Origin of the sequence: Marinobacter denitrificans, assembly GCF_008795955.1 — a bacterium.
Classification (GTDB): domain Bacteria; phylum Pseudomonadota; class Gammaproteobacteria; order Pseudomonadales; family Oleiphilaceae; genus Marinobacter; species Marinobacter denitrificans.
Map to the genome: position 1 here is coordinate 25,081 of NZ_VMHN01000006.1, position 13,948 is coordinate 39,028.

Below are 13,948 nucleotides of genomic sequence, written 5' to 3' on the forward strand. Positions count from 1 at the left end.
AAGCTTCTCACAAACGACAGTGCGGATATCATGCCTGATGTATATCTACCGTCTGGTCTTCCTTCTGGTTCTGGCCATCTACATATTCTCGCCCAACATTCTTGACTGGTGGACCTCACCAGAGAATGCCTGGTACAGCCCCTACGTCATCTGGGCTGGCCTGATCGCTATCGGCTTCTGGCTGGAATGGCGCCGGGATCCCAATGAGTTTTAGCGCTCCCGGCCTGCTACTGGCCAGTCTGCTGTATCTGATCCTGCTGTTCGGCATCGCGTGGATTACCGAAAAGGGCGTGCTGCCCCGCGGCTGGGTCCGACACCCCCTCGTCTATACCCTGAGCCTCGGCGTCTACGCCGGCATCTGGGCGGTCTATGCCGCGGTGGGCATGGCAGCGGAATCCGGATTCGGCTTTCTGGCCTATTATCTGGGCATCAGTGGTGCCTTTCTGCTGGCACCGGTGCTCCTCAACCCGGTCATGAGGATTGGCCGCGCCTATCAGCTCACCTCCCTTGCCGACCTGTTTGCCTATCGGTATCGAAGCCAGTGGGCCGGTACCCTGGTCACCATCTGTTCCGGCGCCGCCATACTCTCCCTGCTGAGCATGCAGATTCAGGCCGTATCCACCTCAGCCAGCCTGTTGGCACCAGACACCTCACCCCGGCTGATCAGCATTCTATTCAGCATTACCGTGGTGTTGTTCGCCATGCTGTTCGGTACGCGGCGCAGCCAGGGGTCGGAAAACCATCAGGGCCTGGTGCTGGCAATTGCGTTCGACTCCCTGGTCAAGCTTTTTGCCCTGCTCACCCTGGGAGGGGTCATCCTGTTCGGCGTGTTTGACGGCATGGGAGGACTGGAAACCTGGCTGGCAGAACAGAGGACGCCGGTCAGCTCCATGACCATGAGCATTGACGATGGCAGTTGGCGGGCATTGATGCTGATGTCCTTTGCCGCTGCTCTGGTCCTTCCCCACATGTACCACATGACCTTCAGTGAGAACCCCTCCCCCAAGGCGCTGGCCAAGGCCAGCTGGGGCCTCCCCCTCTATCTGCTGTTGCTGGGCCTGCCGGTGCCGCTGATTCTCTGGGGCGGCCAGGCTCTGGCGGCGACGACTGGCCCCGACTTCTACGCTATTGGCGTAGCCCAGGCGCTCGGCAGCCCGGCACTGACACTGTTGATGTATATTGCAGGGCTTTCTGCTGCCAGCGGGTTGATGATTGTCAGTACCCTGGCGCTGGCAGGCATGGTCCTGAACCACGCGGTACTCCCTCTGCGCACTCCGAAAGACCAGGGTGACATCTATCACTGGCTGAGGTGGGTCAAACGCTTACTAATTGCCGCCATCATCTTTGCGGCATTGCTGTTTCACGAAACCCTGGGCAAGAACCTGGATCTGTCCATCCTCGGTGCAATATCACTGTCGGGCATGCTTCAATTGTTACCCGGGGCTCTGGGGGTGATCTACTGGCCTGAAGGCAACCGCCGCGGGCTGATTGCCGGCCTGGTATCCGGGCTGACCATCTGGGTGGTTACCCTGGTGCTGCCATTTTCCCATACCGCCAACCTGCTGGAATTTCTCGGCGCACCCATGGTGCCGGACTACAGCAACTGGCATATTTTTACGTTCGTCAGCCTGACAGTGAACGTCGTGGTATTTGCGCTGATTTCGGTGCTCAGCACCAGCAGCGCCGAAGAAGCCGGCGCCGCCGAAGCCTGCTCCCTGGGCGCGCTTTCACGCCCCCAGCGCAGGGAACTACTGGCCACATCCTCGGCAGATTTTATACGGCAACTGGCGGTACCTCTGGGGCTTGGCGTTGCCAGACGGGAAGTGGAACGGGCGCTGACCCAGCTCAAACTCCCCAATGTGGAATACCGCCCCTATCAGCTCAGGCGCCTTCGCGACCGGGTAGAGGTGAACCTTTCGGGCCTTCTGGGCCCGGCGGTTGCAAGGGATCTGGTCAAACGGCACCTTGGCTACAAACCCATGGCGAGCGGTGGGACGGCCCAGGACATCCGCTACGTTGAACGCGCCCTGGGTGACTACCAGAACCGTCTGACCGGCCTCGCCGGCGAGCTGGACAACCTGCGCCGGCATTACCGTCAAACCCTTCAGAACCTGCCTATCCCCGCCTGCTCGGTGGGTGAAGATGGCGAAATACTGATGTGGAATAACGCGATGGAAAGCCTCACCGGCATTACCGCCGATGACGTCGTAGGCGCGCGCCTGATGGCATTGCCGGAGCACTGGCACCTGTTGCTGGACGACTTCAACAGCGGCGAGGATCTGCATCGATATAAGCACAGGCTGGACCTGAAAGGCCGGCCCCACTGGCTGAACCTTCACAAGGCAGCGCTGAGCGGCCCGGATCATACCGAGGGCGGCAGCATTATACTGGTGGAGGACCAGACCGAAACGCGGCTGTTGGAAGACGAGCTCATGCACAGCGAACGGCTGGCCTCTGTTGGTCGGTTAGCGGCAGGCGTTGCCCACGAGATCGGCAACCCTGTCACCGGCATCTCCTCACTGGCGCAGAATCTGAAACTGGAAACGGATGACCCGGACATCCTCTCTACTGCCGACCAGATCCAGCAACAGACCCGGCGCATATCCACCATTCTCCAGTCGCTGATGAACTTCGCCCGTACCGGCAACCATGCCCATGCCAACCGCTATGAGCCGATAGCCATTCGCCGTTGTGTCGATGAGTCCATCAACCTGCTCTCACTCAGCGATAAAAGCATGGGGGTCCACTATGTCAACGACTGCCCCCAAGACCTGTTGATCCTTGGCGACGAGCAGAGGCTGGTTCAGGTATTCATCAACCTGCTGGCCAACGCCCGTGACGCCTCACCGGTCGGTGGAAAGGTGCGCATCAGTGGAAACCTCGACGGCTACTCCGCTATCATCGAAGTCACCGATGAAGGGTCCGGCATACCCACAGAGCAGCTGGATCATATATTCGAGCCTTTTTACACCACCAAGGCACCCAACAAGGGAACCGGCCTTGGGTTATCACTGGTGTACAGCATCATTGAAGAGCACTACGGCAACATACAGGTGGACAGTCCGGTAAATGCCGAACTGGGCCGGGGAACATGCGTGCGCATGAGGTTACCCGCCTACGAACCGGACGCCGAAACCACCATCAGCCAGAACCAAGGGTCGTAAAACCGTTATGCCTCGTATTCTTATCGTAGAAGATGAAGAGATTATCCGTTCAGCGGTTCGCAAGCTGCTCACACACGCAGGCTACGAAGTCGCGGATGCGGGATCGGTAGAAGAAGCAGAAGACAACCACGACCCCGCCCAATTCGACCTGATCATTTCCGACCTGCGGCTACCCGGCGCCCCGGGCACAGAGCTGATCAGGCGCGCGCCTGATACACCGGTGCTGATCATGACCAGCTATGCCAGCCTGCGCTCTGCAGTAGACTCCATGAAGATGGGCGCAGTGGAGTACATCGCCAAGCCGTTCGACCACGAGGAAATGCTGGAAGCGGTGGAAAGCATCCTTGCCCGGCAGCCACAGGCGGCCAGCACAGCAGAGGAAAGAAGCGATCGTGGTACCGCGAGTGATCCTGCCAGCGACCCTGCCGCCATTATGTTTGGCCACTGCGAGGCCATGCAGAAGGTATTCACCCTGATCCGCAAAGTGGCCCCTACCGAGACCACGGTGCTGATCCAGGGCGAATCAGGCACTGGTAAAGAGCTTGCGGCAAGGGCACTGCATTTGATGAGCCCACGGGCGGCCCGCCCCCTCATTTCGGTAAACTGCGCAGCTATTCCGGAAAGTCTGATCGAGTCGGAGCTGTTCGGCCATGAAAAGGGATCATTTACCGGTGCTGTTTCCGCCCGTACTGGCCTGATCGAAGCTGCAGACGGCGGCAGCCTGTTTCTGGACGAAATCGGCGAACTGCCCGCCGAGGCCCAGGCGCGACTGTTACGAGTCCTCCAGGAAGGGGAGATACGAAAGGTAGGTTCCACCCAGAGCCGCCAGGTAGATGTGCGCATGATCGCCGCCACCCACCGTAACCTCAAGGCCATGACCCGTACCGGCGAATTCCGGGAAGATCTGTTCTATCGCCTGAACGTTATGCAGGTTCGCATTCCGCCCCTGAGGGAACGCCAGGCAGACATACTGGGCCTGGCCCAGCGCTTTCTCAAAAGGCAGGGCGAGAAAATGGGGAAACCCAACCTCAACCTGACGCCAGAGGCCATGCGTGCACTGGAGCGCCACCGGTGGCCCGGTAACGTCAGGGAGCTGGAGAATGCCATCGAACGGGCAACCATCCTTTGCGACAACGACCTGATTACCCCGTCCCTACTGGATCTCGATGGCGAAGGTGGCGATGTGAACATTCCGGAATCCCTGGTAGAGGGCGATAACGAACAGACCCTTTCGCGGGAAGCCGAATCCACCTCCGATCTCTCCCTTGAAGACTATTTCCAGCATTTTGTACTGGAGAATCAGGAGCGTATGAGTGAAACCGAGCTCGCCCAGAAACTTGGCATCAGCCGCAAGTCTTTGTGGGAGCGGCGCCAGCGCCTTGGTATTCCCCGTAAGAAAAGCTCAGGTAATTGATGGGAAACCACCGAATCAGGCGGGTGCTACCGGAAAACTGTGAACCCGCGCTCAGTTGTTACCCCGTGTTCCTCACGGTAACACCCGCGATCTAAAAAACGAGCGCACAGTAACACTTCGGACTTATACGTACCCTCCCTTATAGATTGCGAAACACTAACCTACTGTTAATAAACATTTTTCAAAAACTGGCACACGGACTGCACTCTTTAGGGCGCACAACAACAAAAACAACAGTGACAACGCAGCGCCAACAACAAGAACAAAAAGCTGTAGAAGACGTTCGGTAACAAAAACAAAAACAGAACGTGAGCGAACTGAGTGTTTTGGGTACTTTGCTTTTTAGTGGTCCCACGGCAAGTGCGGGTTGTAGATGTGGAGAAGAATCGTCGCTCAGACGGCACTGCATTTACCCGATAGCCCGCCCTGTGTCTCTGACTGCTCTGTGTATTCAAAGCTTTCCGTTTGCACTACTGAGATCCCTGAGTTTGGGGATTGACAGTGGGGCAGAACAACGAAGAAAAATCCCGGTAAAAACAAAAACAATGCAGATCGTCAACGCTTTCAGGGCGGATTCGTAAAAACGGATCCGCCTTTTGATTATCTGGCCCAACGGTTTTCCAACCTGGCCACATCAGCCCCTCCGCAAGCTGTTTTCGCAGGCTTATGGCGCCAGACATGTGCAAATCCCGCCCAAACCGTTAAACTCTCGCTTTTGCTCACCGCAATAACGGAATTCAATGCTTAAACGACTATTGTCATACGTGTCAGGAAACGGGAAGAAAAAAGCCCGCACCTACCAGCGCCGGGAAATCCCCCGGGACCAGCATAATGTCTCCCGCTCCGCCATCAGCGAGCCTGCCAAAAAGGTGCTCAGCCGCCTGAACAGTGCCGGCTACGAAGCCTATCTGGTCGGCGGCGGTGTCAGGGACATCCTTCTTGGCGGCAAGCCCAAAGACTTTGACATCGCAACCAACGCCACCCCGGAAGAGGTGCATGACCTGTTCCGCAATTCCAGACTGATTGGCCGGCGCTTTCGCATCGTCCATGTTCTGTTCGGGCGCGAAGTCATTGAAGTCACCACTTTTCGTGGTAACGCCGCAGAAACGGAAGAAGACAACGACGAGGACGATGACCGCAGGACCAGCGAACATGGCCTGTTGTTAAGGGATAACGTCTACGGCAACCAGGAGGAAGACGCCCTGCGCCGTGACTTCACCGTCAATGCCCTTTATTACTGCATTCGCGACTTCACCGTGGTGGACTTCGCCAATGGTATCGAAGACCTGAACAACCGCCAGATGAGACTGATCGGCGACCCGGAAACCCGCTACCGTGAAGACCCGGTACGCATGCTCCGCGCCGTTCGATTCGCGGCCAAGCTCGGCTTCGATATAGAACCGGAAACCGAAGCCCCGATCCGGGAGCTGGCACCGCTGCTGACACACATCCCGCCGGCGCGGTTGTTCGAAGAAGTGCTGAAGCTGTTCTCCGCCGGCTACGGTGAGGCCACCTACGACCTGCTCAGCGAATACAACCTGCTGGCGCCGCTCTTTCCGGAAACCGTGCAAGCCATAGACAACGGCCAGCCGGACGAGCTGATCCGCAACGCGTTGCGTAATACTGATGCCCGCATTGCCCAGGGCAAGTCCGTTACGCCCTACTTCCTGTTTGCAGCCATGCTCTGGCCTGCCCTGCAAGCAGAGTGGCGCAAACGCCAGGACAACGGAGAACCGGTACAGCCGGCGCTGCACCAAGCCATTGCCAAGACTATCGGCCGCCAGGTCCAGGCCACATCCATCCCCAAACGCTTCTCCGGCCCCATGAAGGAGATCTGGGAACTGCAGATGCGCCTGCCACGGCGCCAGGGAAAGCGAGCGTTTGTGACCATGTCCCACCCGCGATTCCGGGCGGCCTATGACTTCCTCCTGGTGCGTGAAGCGGCCGGCGAGATCGAACCCGGCCTGGGTGAATGGTGGACAGAGTTCCAGGAGGCCGACGAGCGCGGCCAGGAACGCATGCTGACCCAGCTCGGCAGCGACGGCCCCAAGAAACGTCGCCGCAAGAAACCCGCAAAGAAGGCCTGACCATGGCGGCCACAGATGCCTTTGTCGGGCTTGGCAGCAACATGGCGGACCCGGCCAGCCAGCTGGCCGGTGCGGTGGCCCGGTTGGCAGCGTTACCAAAAACCGAACTGGTGGCGCAATCGGCGTTTTACAGCAGTGAGCCAGTCGGCCCCCGGAACCAACCGGATTTCGTGAACGGCGCTGTCTGGCTGCGCACAGAACTATCGCCACTGGATCTGCTGGACCAGCTTCAGGCCATCGAACAGGCCCACGGCCGTGAACGGGTTCAGCATTGGGGCCCGCGAACGCTGGACCTGGATCTGCTGCTGTATGGCAACGAAGCCATCAACAGCGAACGACTGACAGTGCCCCACGCCGAACTGGTAAACCGGGACTTCGTGCTCCAGCCCCTGCTGGACCTGGACCCGGAACGGGTTCTGCCGGACGGCCGCAGCCTCGCAGGCCTGAGGCAACAATGCCCGGACAATAACTTGCGAAAGCTCAATCCGGTGGCGCGAACACCCTTTCCGCCGGGCTGATACCAATGGTTCGGTCTGGAGCTATTGCCTCAGAAACACCCCCGGATTACCCTTAAGACCTGATTGCCGGCATACTCCGGTTCAGTTTTGGGGCCCGGTTTTAGCCCATCCACCCACAAGGCAAGGATTCTATGGCTGTTACCATCAATACCCTGCGGGACTACAAGCAGAAGGGCGAAGCTTTCTCCGTTCTTACATCCTACGACGCCACCTTTGCACAGATCGTCAGTGAGGCTGGTGTTGACGTTATCCTGATCGGCGACTCCCTCGGCATGGTGCTGCAGGGGCACGACAGCACACTGCCGGTCACCATGGACCAGATGGTGTATCACGTAACCTCTGTAGCCAAGGGTAACCGTGGCTCGTTGATCATGGCCGACATGCCCTTTATGACTTATGGCACGGTTGAAGCAGCGCTTGAGAATGCGGCGGATCTGATGCGTGCCGGTGCACACATGGTCAAACTGGAAGGCACCGACTGGATGAAAGACACCATTCACGCTCTCAGTGAACGTGGCGTGCCGGTATGCGCCCACCTGGGCCTCACTCCTCAGTTCGTCAACAAGTTTGGCGGCTACAAGGTACAGGGCCGGGATGAAAAGCATGCCGAGCTGATGATCGAGCACGCCTGCGAACTGGTTGCCGCCGGTGCGGATGTGATCCTGCTGGAATGCGTTCCCGCCCCGCTTGCAGCCCGCATTACCCAGGCCGTTCAGGCACCGGTGATCGGCATTGGTGCTGGCGCAGACACGGATGGGCAGGTCCTGGTTGTTCACGATATGTTGGGCATGACCACCGGCCGCAAGCCTCGCTTTGTGAAGGACTTCCTGGCCGGGTCCGGGTCCGTCAAAGGTGCCATTGAAGCTTACGTGGCCGCTGTTCGCGACCGCTCATTTCCCGCCGAGGAGCATACGTTCAAGGCATGAGAACCGTACATACTCTGAAAGAACTTCGTGCCATGCTTCGCGGCTATCGCCAGCAGGGCAAACGCATCGGACTGGTGCCTACCATGGGCAACCTGCACGAGGGCCACATCTCGCTGGTGAGAAAGGCACGGGAGGCTGCGGATATCGTGGTCACCACCATCTTCGTGAACCCCATGCAGTTTGGCGCCACTGAAGATCTCGACACTTACCCGCGCACATTGATTGAGGACCAGGAGCGACTGGATGCCGCTGGCAGCACCCTGGTGTTCACCCCCTCCATTGAGGAAATCTACCCGGAGGGGCTGGCAAGGCACACTCGCATTATCGTGCCAGAAGTCAGCGATGGCCATTGCGGTGCCAGCAGGCCCGGTCACTTTGAGGGGGTGGCCACGGTAGTCACCATGCTGTTCAACATGGTGCAACCGGACATTGCCGTTTTCGGCGAGAAGGATTACCAGCAGCTGGCCGTTATCCGCAAACTGACCCGCGACCTGATGATTCCGGTGGAAGTGATCGGCAGCCCGACAGTGCGTGAGGACGACGGGCTGGCAAAGAGTTCCCGCAACGGCTTCCTGACGGAAGACGAGCGAGCCATCGCCCCCATCATCTATCGCACGCTGAATAACACGGCAGAGCAGATCAAGAATGGCCGCAGCGATTTTGTAACCCTGGAGCAGGAAGCCAACGAGGCCCTCAGCGAAGCCGGCTTGCGTCCGGATTATTTCAATATCGCCAACAGCCTGACCCTCAAACCGGCCAGCGCAGACGATACCGAACTGACACTGCTGGTGGCAGCGTTTCTTGGCACCACACGGCTTATCGACAACCTGTCCATCACCCGTTAACCACACAGACTGACGAAAGGATTCCACTATGTCCCAGGGCTCTGCTCCACTCACCAGCCGGCCCGAGTGGCAGGCACTGACAAAGCATCAGACGGAACTGAAAGATACCCACATGAGGGAGATGTTCCGTGACGACCCTACCCGGGCCAGCCGCTTCTTCATAAGCGGCGCCGGCCTGTCACTGGACTACTCCCGCAATCGCATGACCGACGACACCATGACCAGGCTGATGGCGCTGGCCAGAAGCTGTGGTGTACCTGAACGCACCGAGGCAATGTTTCGCGGCGACCACATCAATGTGACAGAAAAGCGCCCTGCGCTGCATGTTGCCCTGCGAGATACCAGCGGTGAGCCTCTTCATGTGGATGGCACCGATATCACTCCGGAAGTGGAAACCACACGCAACCGCATGGCGGAGTTTGTGGATGACGTGCTCAGCGAACGCTGGCAGGGATATACCGGCAAGGCCTTTACCGACGTTGTCAGCATTGGTATCGGCGGCTCGTTTCTGGGCCCCAAGCTCGTGTCTGAAGCGCTGCGCCCGTATTGGCACGGGCAGTTGAACTGCCACTACGTGGCCAATATCGACGGCACCCAGATCGCCGAAGTGCTGCGCCGGGTAAATCCGGAAACGACCCTTTTCCTGATCCAGTCCAAGTCGTTCCGCACCCAGGAAACCCTGGAGAACAGCAAGGTGGCCCGGGCCTGGTTCCTGGACAATGGCGGCGGCGAAGACCAGATCGCTCGGCACTTCGTGGCAGTAACCGCGAATACGCCGGAAGCGGTGAACTTTGGTATTTCCAGGGACAATATTTTCCCGATGTGGGACTGGGTTGGCGGGCGTTACTCGCTGTGGTCCGCCATCGGCCTGCCAGTCGCACTGGCCATCGGCATGGACAACTTCCGTGCCTTGCTGGCCGGCGCCAATGCGATGGACCAGCACTTCCGCAACACCCCTCTTGAGCAAAACCTGCCCGTGGTGATGGCCATGCTGGGGATCTGGTACAACAACTTCTGGGGCGCTGAGACCTATACCATTCTGCCTTACGACCATTACCTGCGCAGCCTGCCGGCACACCTGCAGCAGCTCGACATGGAAAGTAACGGCAAGAGTGTTACCCAAAGTGGCGAACCGTTAAGCTACCAGAGCGGGCCGGTGATCTGGGGCGGCGTGGGCGCCAACGGCCAGCACGCTTTCCACCAGTTACTGCACCAGGGCACCCGGTTGATCCCGGCAGACTTCATTATTCCTTTGGAAACCCACAATCAGGTTGCCAGCCACCACGTTACCCTGTTCGCCAACTGCCTGAGCCAGTCGCGGGCGCTGATGTCCGGCAAGACCCTGGACGAGGCGAAAGCGGAACTCAAAGCGGAAGGGATGAATGCTGAAGAGATCGACATGCTGGCGCCCCACAAAGTGATCCCCGGCAACAAGCCCAGCAATACCCTGCTGATGGACAAATCAACGCCGGAAACCGTCGGCGCCCTGATTGCACTCTACGAACACCGTACCTTTGTGCAGGGCATTATCTGGGACGTGGACTCGTTCGATCAGTGGGGGGTGGAGCTGGGCAAACAGATGGGCAAGGGTATTCTGGACCGCCTTACCTGCGATACGGCGGAAGGCGCCGAGGCCAGCGACAGCTCAACGGATAACCTGATCCGGATTTACCGCTCACACCATTTGTCCTGAAAAAAATAAGGGGCTAACTGGCAGCGGCCCGGGAAATCTGCCGGCCCTGCCAGGTAAAGTCTACCGTCCAGAGTTTCTGGTCACGGTCATAGCTCCGCCATAGATCCTGGTAACGCTTGCCACAGACCGGATGAATGTCGGCTGGGGCAATTTCCGCCAGCGGCAGGAGCACAAAGGCGTTCTTCAGTATCTCGCCCCGTGGCAATTCCACACCATCAACCGTGCCAACTTCGTCGTCGTAGGTGAGAATGTCCAGATCCAGGGTTCGGGCACTGAACTTGGGCACATCACGGCGCCGACCATTGTCCGCTTCCAGTTGTTTGAAACGTGCCGACAGTTCCGCCACGGTCAGCCCCGTATCCACCCCTACAACCAGGTTGTAAAAGGGCGAACCGTCAAAGCCGACCGATTCGCTTTCGTACACCGAGGAAACCAGCAACCCACCAAACCAGCCCTCCAAAGCATCCAATGCCGCAGTGACGTACCGCTCCCGGTCGATGTTGCTGCCGATACTGACATACACCCGTGGCATCACCGACTCCCCCGTTCAATCTTCACGCCCACCGCTGCCGCAGCCGTCACAGCCCCCGGCTTGCGAAGGGTCAGCCTCAGCCACCGTACGCCGAACTCATCCTGGAGCAATCTGGCAATGCCTTCGGCGGCGGTTTCCAGCAACTGTGGGCGAGCCTGAACCAGGAAAGCCGAGACCCGCTCACTGACAAGCGCATAGTCCAGCGCATCACCGACATAGTCCGAGGCCGCAGGCACCCGGTTGTCCCACGCCATCTCCAGATCCACAAGCAGCCTCTGGCTAACTTCCCGTTCCCAATCGTACACGCCGATGATTGCCTCAACGGCCAGACCTTCGATCAGTACACTATCTGTCAACGGAGGCACTCCCGGGCTTACACTCTTTGCTGATTGAATAACGCGCAGGCAGCGGATACTGTGTGAATTCCGACCTGCTTCGTCGCGGGGCCGGCATTTTCTCACAAATGATCGGTGCGCGTCTTTGCGTCTTATGCCACTTTACCAATGAACACCGCTGATGAGTTATCTGAGCGACCCGGTACTGACAGTTCTGCTCTGCGCCCTGGCCTACCTGGCAGGCTCAGTTCTGTTCGCCCTGCAAGTATGTCGGGCCTGGCACCTGCCGGACCCACGGGCGCTGGGATCAGGCAATCCGGGCGCCACCAATGTCTATCGCACCGGCGGCTGGCCTCCGGCCGCAATGACGTTGTTTCTCGATGCCGCAAAGGGATGGCTGCCGGTATGGCTGGCCCACCAGGCAGACCTGACCATCCTCTCCCAGGCCATGGTGGCATTGTGCGCAGTGACCGGGCACATGATTCCGCTGTTTTATCGCTTCAAAGGTGGGAAAGGCGTGGCCACGGCACTGGGGGCAGGGCTGGCACTGGCGCCTGTAACTACCCTGATAATGGCTGCCATCTGGGCAATGGTGATGTGGCGCTGGAAGATATCCGCCCTGGCTTCAATCGTGGCGATTGTCAGCGGACCCATCATCAGTGCCCTGATTGAACCGGATACCCTGCCCCTGTTCGGCCTGCTGGCGATATTGATCGTGGTACGTCATCGCAACAACCTGATACGCCTGGCGCAGGGCCGCGAGCCGGGCTTCTAGCCCCTAGTCCACCAGGCCGTTTGCCCGCGGCTCGCCGACCGGCGGCAAGGTGTTCATGGGCCAGCGCGGCACCGCCACTATTCGATCCCCGTCCTGCTGTCCCGCCTTCATGCGCTGACAGCCTGCATAGGCAATCATGGCACCGTTATCGGTACAGAACTCGGGGCGGGCGTAAAACACGCCGGCACGGAGTTTTTCCGTCATTTTTTCCAGGCCGGCACGCAGCCGTTTATTGGCGCTTACGCCGCCGGCAATCACCAGGCGCTTACTGCCCGTCTGCTCCAGTGCGCGGCGGCACTTGATGGTCAGGGTATCCACCACCGCTGCTTCGAAAGCCAGGGCGATATCGGCGCGGGTCTGTTCATCCAGTCCACCGGCGTTTTCTGCTGCCGTCACGGTATTGAGAGTGAACGTCTTCAGGCCACTGAAACTGAAATCCAGCCCCGGACGGTCTGTCATCGGGCGCGGGAAACGATAACGCCCGGGCGTGCCTTTTTCCGCCAGCGCCGCCACTCTCGGCCCCCCGGGATAATCCAGCCCCAGCATCTTGGCAGTCTTGTCGAAGGCTTCACCGGCGGCATCGTCAACGGATTCCCCCAGCATTTCATATTCTCCAATGCCGTTCACAAGCACCAGCTGGGTATGCCCACCGGAGACCAGCAAGGCCACAAAGGGGAACGCCGGGGGATTGTCCTCCAGCATCGGCGCCAGCAGGTGGCCTTCCATGTGGTGGACGCCCAGAACCGGTATACCCAGTGCAAAGCCCAGGGCATGGGCCACGGAACCGCCCACCATAAGGGCACCCACCAGGCCGGGGCCTGCGGTATAGGTAATGCCTTCGATATCACTGCGAGACTTACCGGCCTCTGCCAGTACCTGGTCGCACAACGGCAACAACTTGCGCACATGGTCACGGGAAGCCAGTTCCGGCACTACACCGCCGTAGTCTGCATGCATGGCGATCTGGCTGAACAGGGCGTGCGCCAGCAGCCCCTGATCGCTGTCATAAAGGGCAACACCGGTTTCGTCACAGGAGGTTTCAATACCGAGAATCAGCATAAATAAGGGCGCCTACTCCGGGCTGGTTGGATTCAGCGGAGCATTTTAGCAGAAACCCGAAACCCTCCGTCAGTTTCATCGAACAAACATTGACCTTGGCCATGGGCAGGCGCTATCATTGCCGGCCTTAAATAAGCACTGGTCGAGTTTTAGCCAATCTGGCCAGGTATCGAGTCGATTTGACAGACCGGTCGATCAGACAAAACAGAAACCGAATCAATCAGGTAGGTGATTTTCGAATGCCAGCTGTTAAAGTGAAAGAGAATGAACCGTTTGACGTAGCCCTTCGTCGCTTCAAGCGCTCCTGCGAAAAAGCAGGTGTCCTGTCGGAAGTACGTCGCCGTGAGCACTACGAGAAGCCGACAGCCGTGCGCAAGCGTAAGGCAGCTGCAGCCGTCAAGCGTCATCTCAAGAAGCTTCAGCGGGAACAGCGCAAGTTCGAGCGTCTGTACTAAGCTTTATCCGGACGCCGCTTGACTGCAAGCCTATAGTCGCCTGTATAGCCACAGGTTGCACAGAGCGATAACAAAATGCCGCCGAGGCCTGGCTTCGGCGGCATTTTTGGCTGTACTTGCAGGCCCGGCATTTTCCCCGCGACCG

The 13,948-nt window shown here is 58.8% G+C and carries 13 protein-coding genes; 10 read left to right on the plus strand and 3 right to left on the minus strand.

The genetic code is table 11. The features are described from left to right. The first annotated feature begins 37 nt into the window (after window positions 1–37). From FO268_RS22855 to pgi, 8 genes are all read left to right on the plus strand, one after another. On the plus strand, window positions 38–214 hold the full coding sequence (locus FO268_RS22855; protein ID WP_191966977.1) for a hypothetical protein: 177 nt from the start codon (window positions 38–40) through the stop codon (window positions 212–214). Next, window positions 204–3,164 carry an ATP-binding protein gene (locus FO268_RS15985; protein WP_150994265.1) on the plus strand — a complete coding sequence of 987 codons (2,961 nt, stop codon included), beginning with the start codon at window positions 204–206 and terminating at the stop codon, window positions 3,162–3,164. The genes FO268_RS22855 and FO268_RS15985 overlap by 11 nt, the downstream gene beginning before the upstream one ends. Window positions 3,165–3,171: 7 nt before the next feature. After that, window positions 3,172–4,578 carry a sigma-54-dependent transcriptional regulator gene (locus FO268_RS15990; RefSeq protein ID WP_150994266.1) on the plus strand — a complete coding sequence of 469 codons (1,407 nt, stop codon included), beginning with the start codon at window positions 3,172–3,174 and terminating at the stop codon, window positions 4,576–4,578. 740 nt (window positions 4,579–5,318) lie between these two features. Further along, window positions 5,319–6,665 (plus strand): polynucleotide adenylyltransferase PcnB, encoded by a 1,347-nt coding sequence (gene pcnB, locus FO268_RS15995; RefSeq protein WP_150994267.1) that lies wholly within the window; start codon window positions 5,319–5,321, stop codon window positions 6,663–6,665. Window positions 6,666–6,667: 2 nt separating this feature from the next. After that, a complete protein-coding gene (gene folK, locus FO268_RS16000) occupies window positions 6,668–7,183 on the plus strand; it encodes a 2-amino-4-hydroxy-6-hydroxymethyldihydropteridine diphosphokinase (RefSeq protein WP_150994268.1) in 516 nt (171 codons plus the stop codon). A 131-nt stretch (window positions 7,184–7,314) separates the two neighbouring features. Further along, complete coding sequence (panB, locus tag FO268_RS16005) at window positions 7,315–8,109, plus strand: 3-methyl-2-oxobutanoate hydroxymethyltransferase (protein WP_150994269.1); 795 nt, start codon at window positions 7,315–7,317, stop codon at window positions 8,107–8,109. Further along, on the plus strand, window positions 8,106–8,954 hold the full coding sequence (panC, locus tag FO268_RS16010; RefSeq protein WP_150994270.1) for a pantoate--beta-alanine ligase: 849 nt from the start codon (window positions 8,106–8,108) through the stop codon (window positions 8,952–8,954). Before panB ends, panC begins: the two co-directional genes overlap by 4 nt. A gap of 28 nt (window positions 8,955–8,982) precedes the next feature. Next, window positions 8,983–10,647 (plus strand): glucose-6-phosphate isomerase, encoded by a 1,665-nt coding sequence (gene pgi / locus FO268_RS16015; RefSeq protein WP_150994271.1) that lies wholly within the window; start codon window positions 8,983–8,985, stop codon window positions 10,645–10,647. Window positions 10,648–10,660: 13 nt separating this feature from the next. Here the strand turns inward: pgi and folK (FO268_RS16020) are convergent, their stop codons facing one another. After that, entirely contained in the window at window positions 10,661–11,179 is a 519-nt protein-coding gene (gene folK, locus FO268_RS16020) for a 2-amino-4-hydroxy-6-hydroxymethyldihydropteridine diphosphokinase (protein ID WP_150994272.1), read from the minus strand. Next, on the minus strand, window positions 11,179–11,535 hold the full coding sequence (folB, locus tag FO268_RS16025) for a dihydroneopterin aldolase (RefSeq protein WP_150994273.1): 357 nt from the start codon (window positions 11,533–11,535) through the stop codon (window positions 11,179–11,181). Before folB ends, folK (FO268_RS16020) begins: the two co-directional genes overlap by 1 nt. Before the next feature lie 160 nt (window positions 11,536–11,695). Here folB and plsY point away from each other — a divergent pair, with 160 nt between their 5' ends. Continuing rightward, entirely contained in the window at window positions 11,696–12,289 is a 594-nt protein-coding gene (gene plsY / locus FO268_RS16030; RefSeq protein ID WP_150994274.1) for a glycerol-3-phosphate 1-O-acyltransferase PlsY, read from the plus strand. 3 nt (window positions 12,290–12,292) lie between these two features. Here plsY and tsaD read toward each other — a convergent pair whose 3' ends face one another. After that, window positions 12,293–13,348: a tRNA (adenosine(37)-N6)-threonylcarbamoyltransferase complex transferase subunit TsaD gene (gene tsaD / locus FO268_RS16035; RefSeq protein ID WP_150994275.1), complete on the minus strand. Its 1,056-nt coding sequence runs from the start codon at window positions 13,346–13,348 to the stop codon at window positions 12,293–12,295. 239 nt (window positions 13,349–13,587) lie between these two features. Here tsaD and rpsU point away from each other — a divergent pair, with 239 nt between their 5' ends. Then, window positions 13,588–13,803 carry a 30S ribosomal protein S21 gene (rpsU, locus tag FO268_RS16040; RefSeq protein WP_007153483.1) on the plus strand — a complete coding sequence of 72 codons (216 nt, stop codon included), beginning with the start codon at window positions 13,588–13,590 and terminating at the stop codon, window positions 13,801–13,803. Window positions 13,804–13,948: the final 145 nt, after the last annotated feature.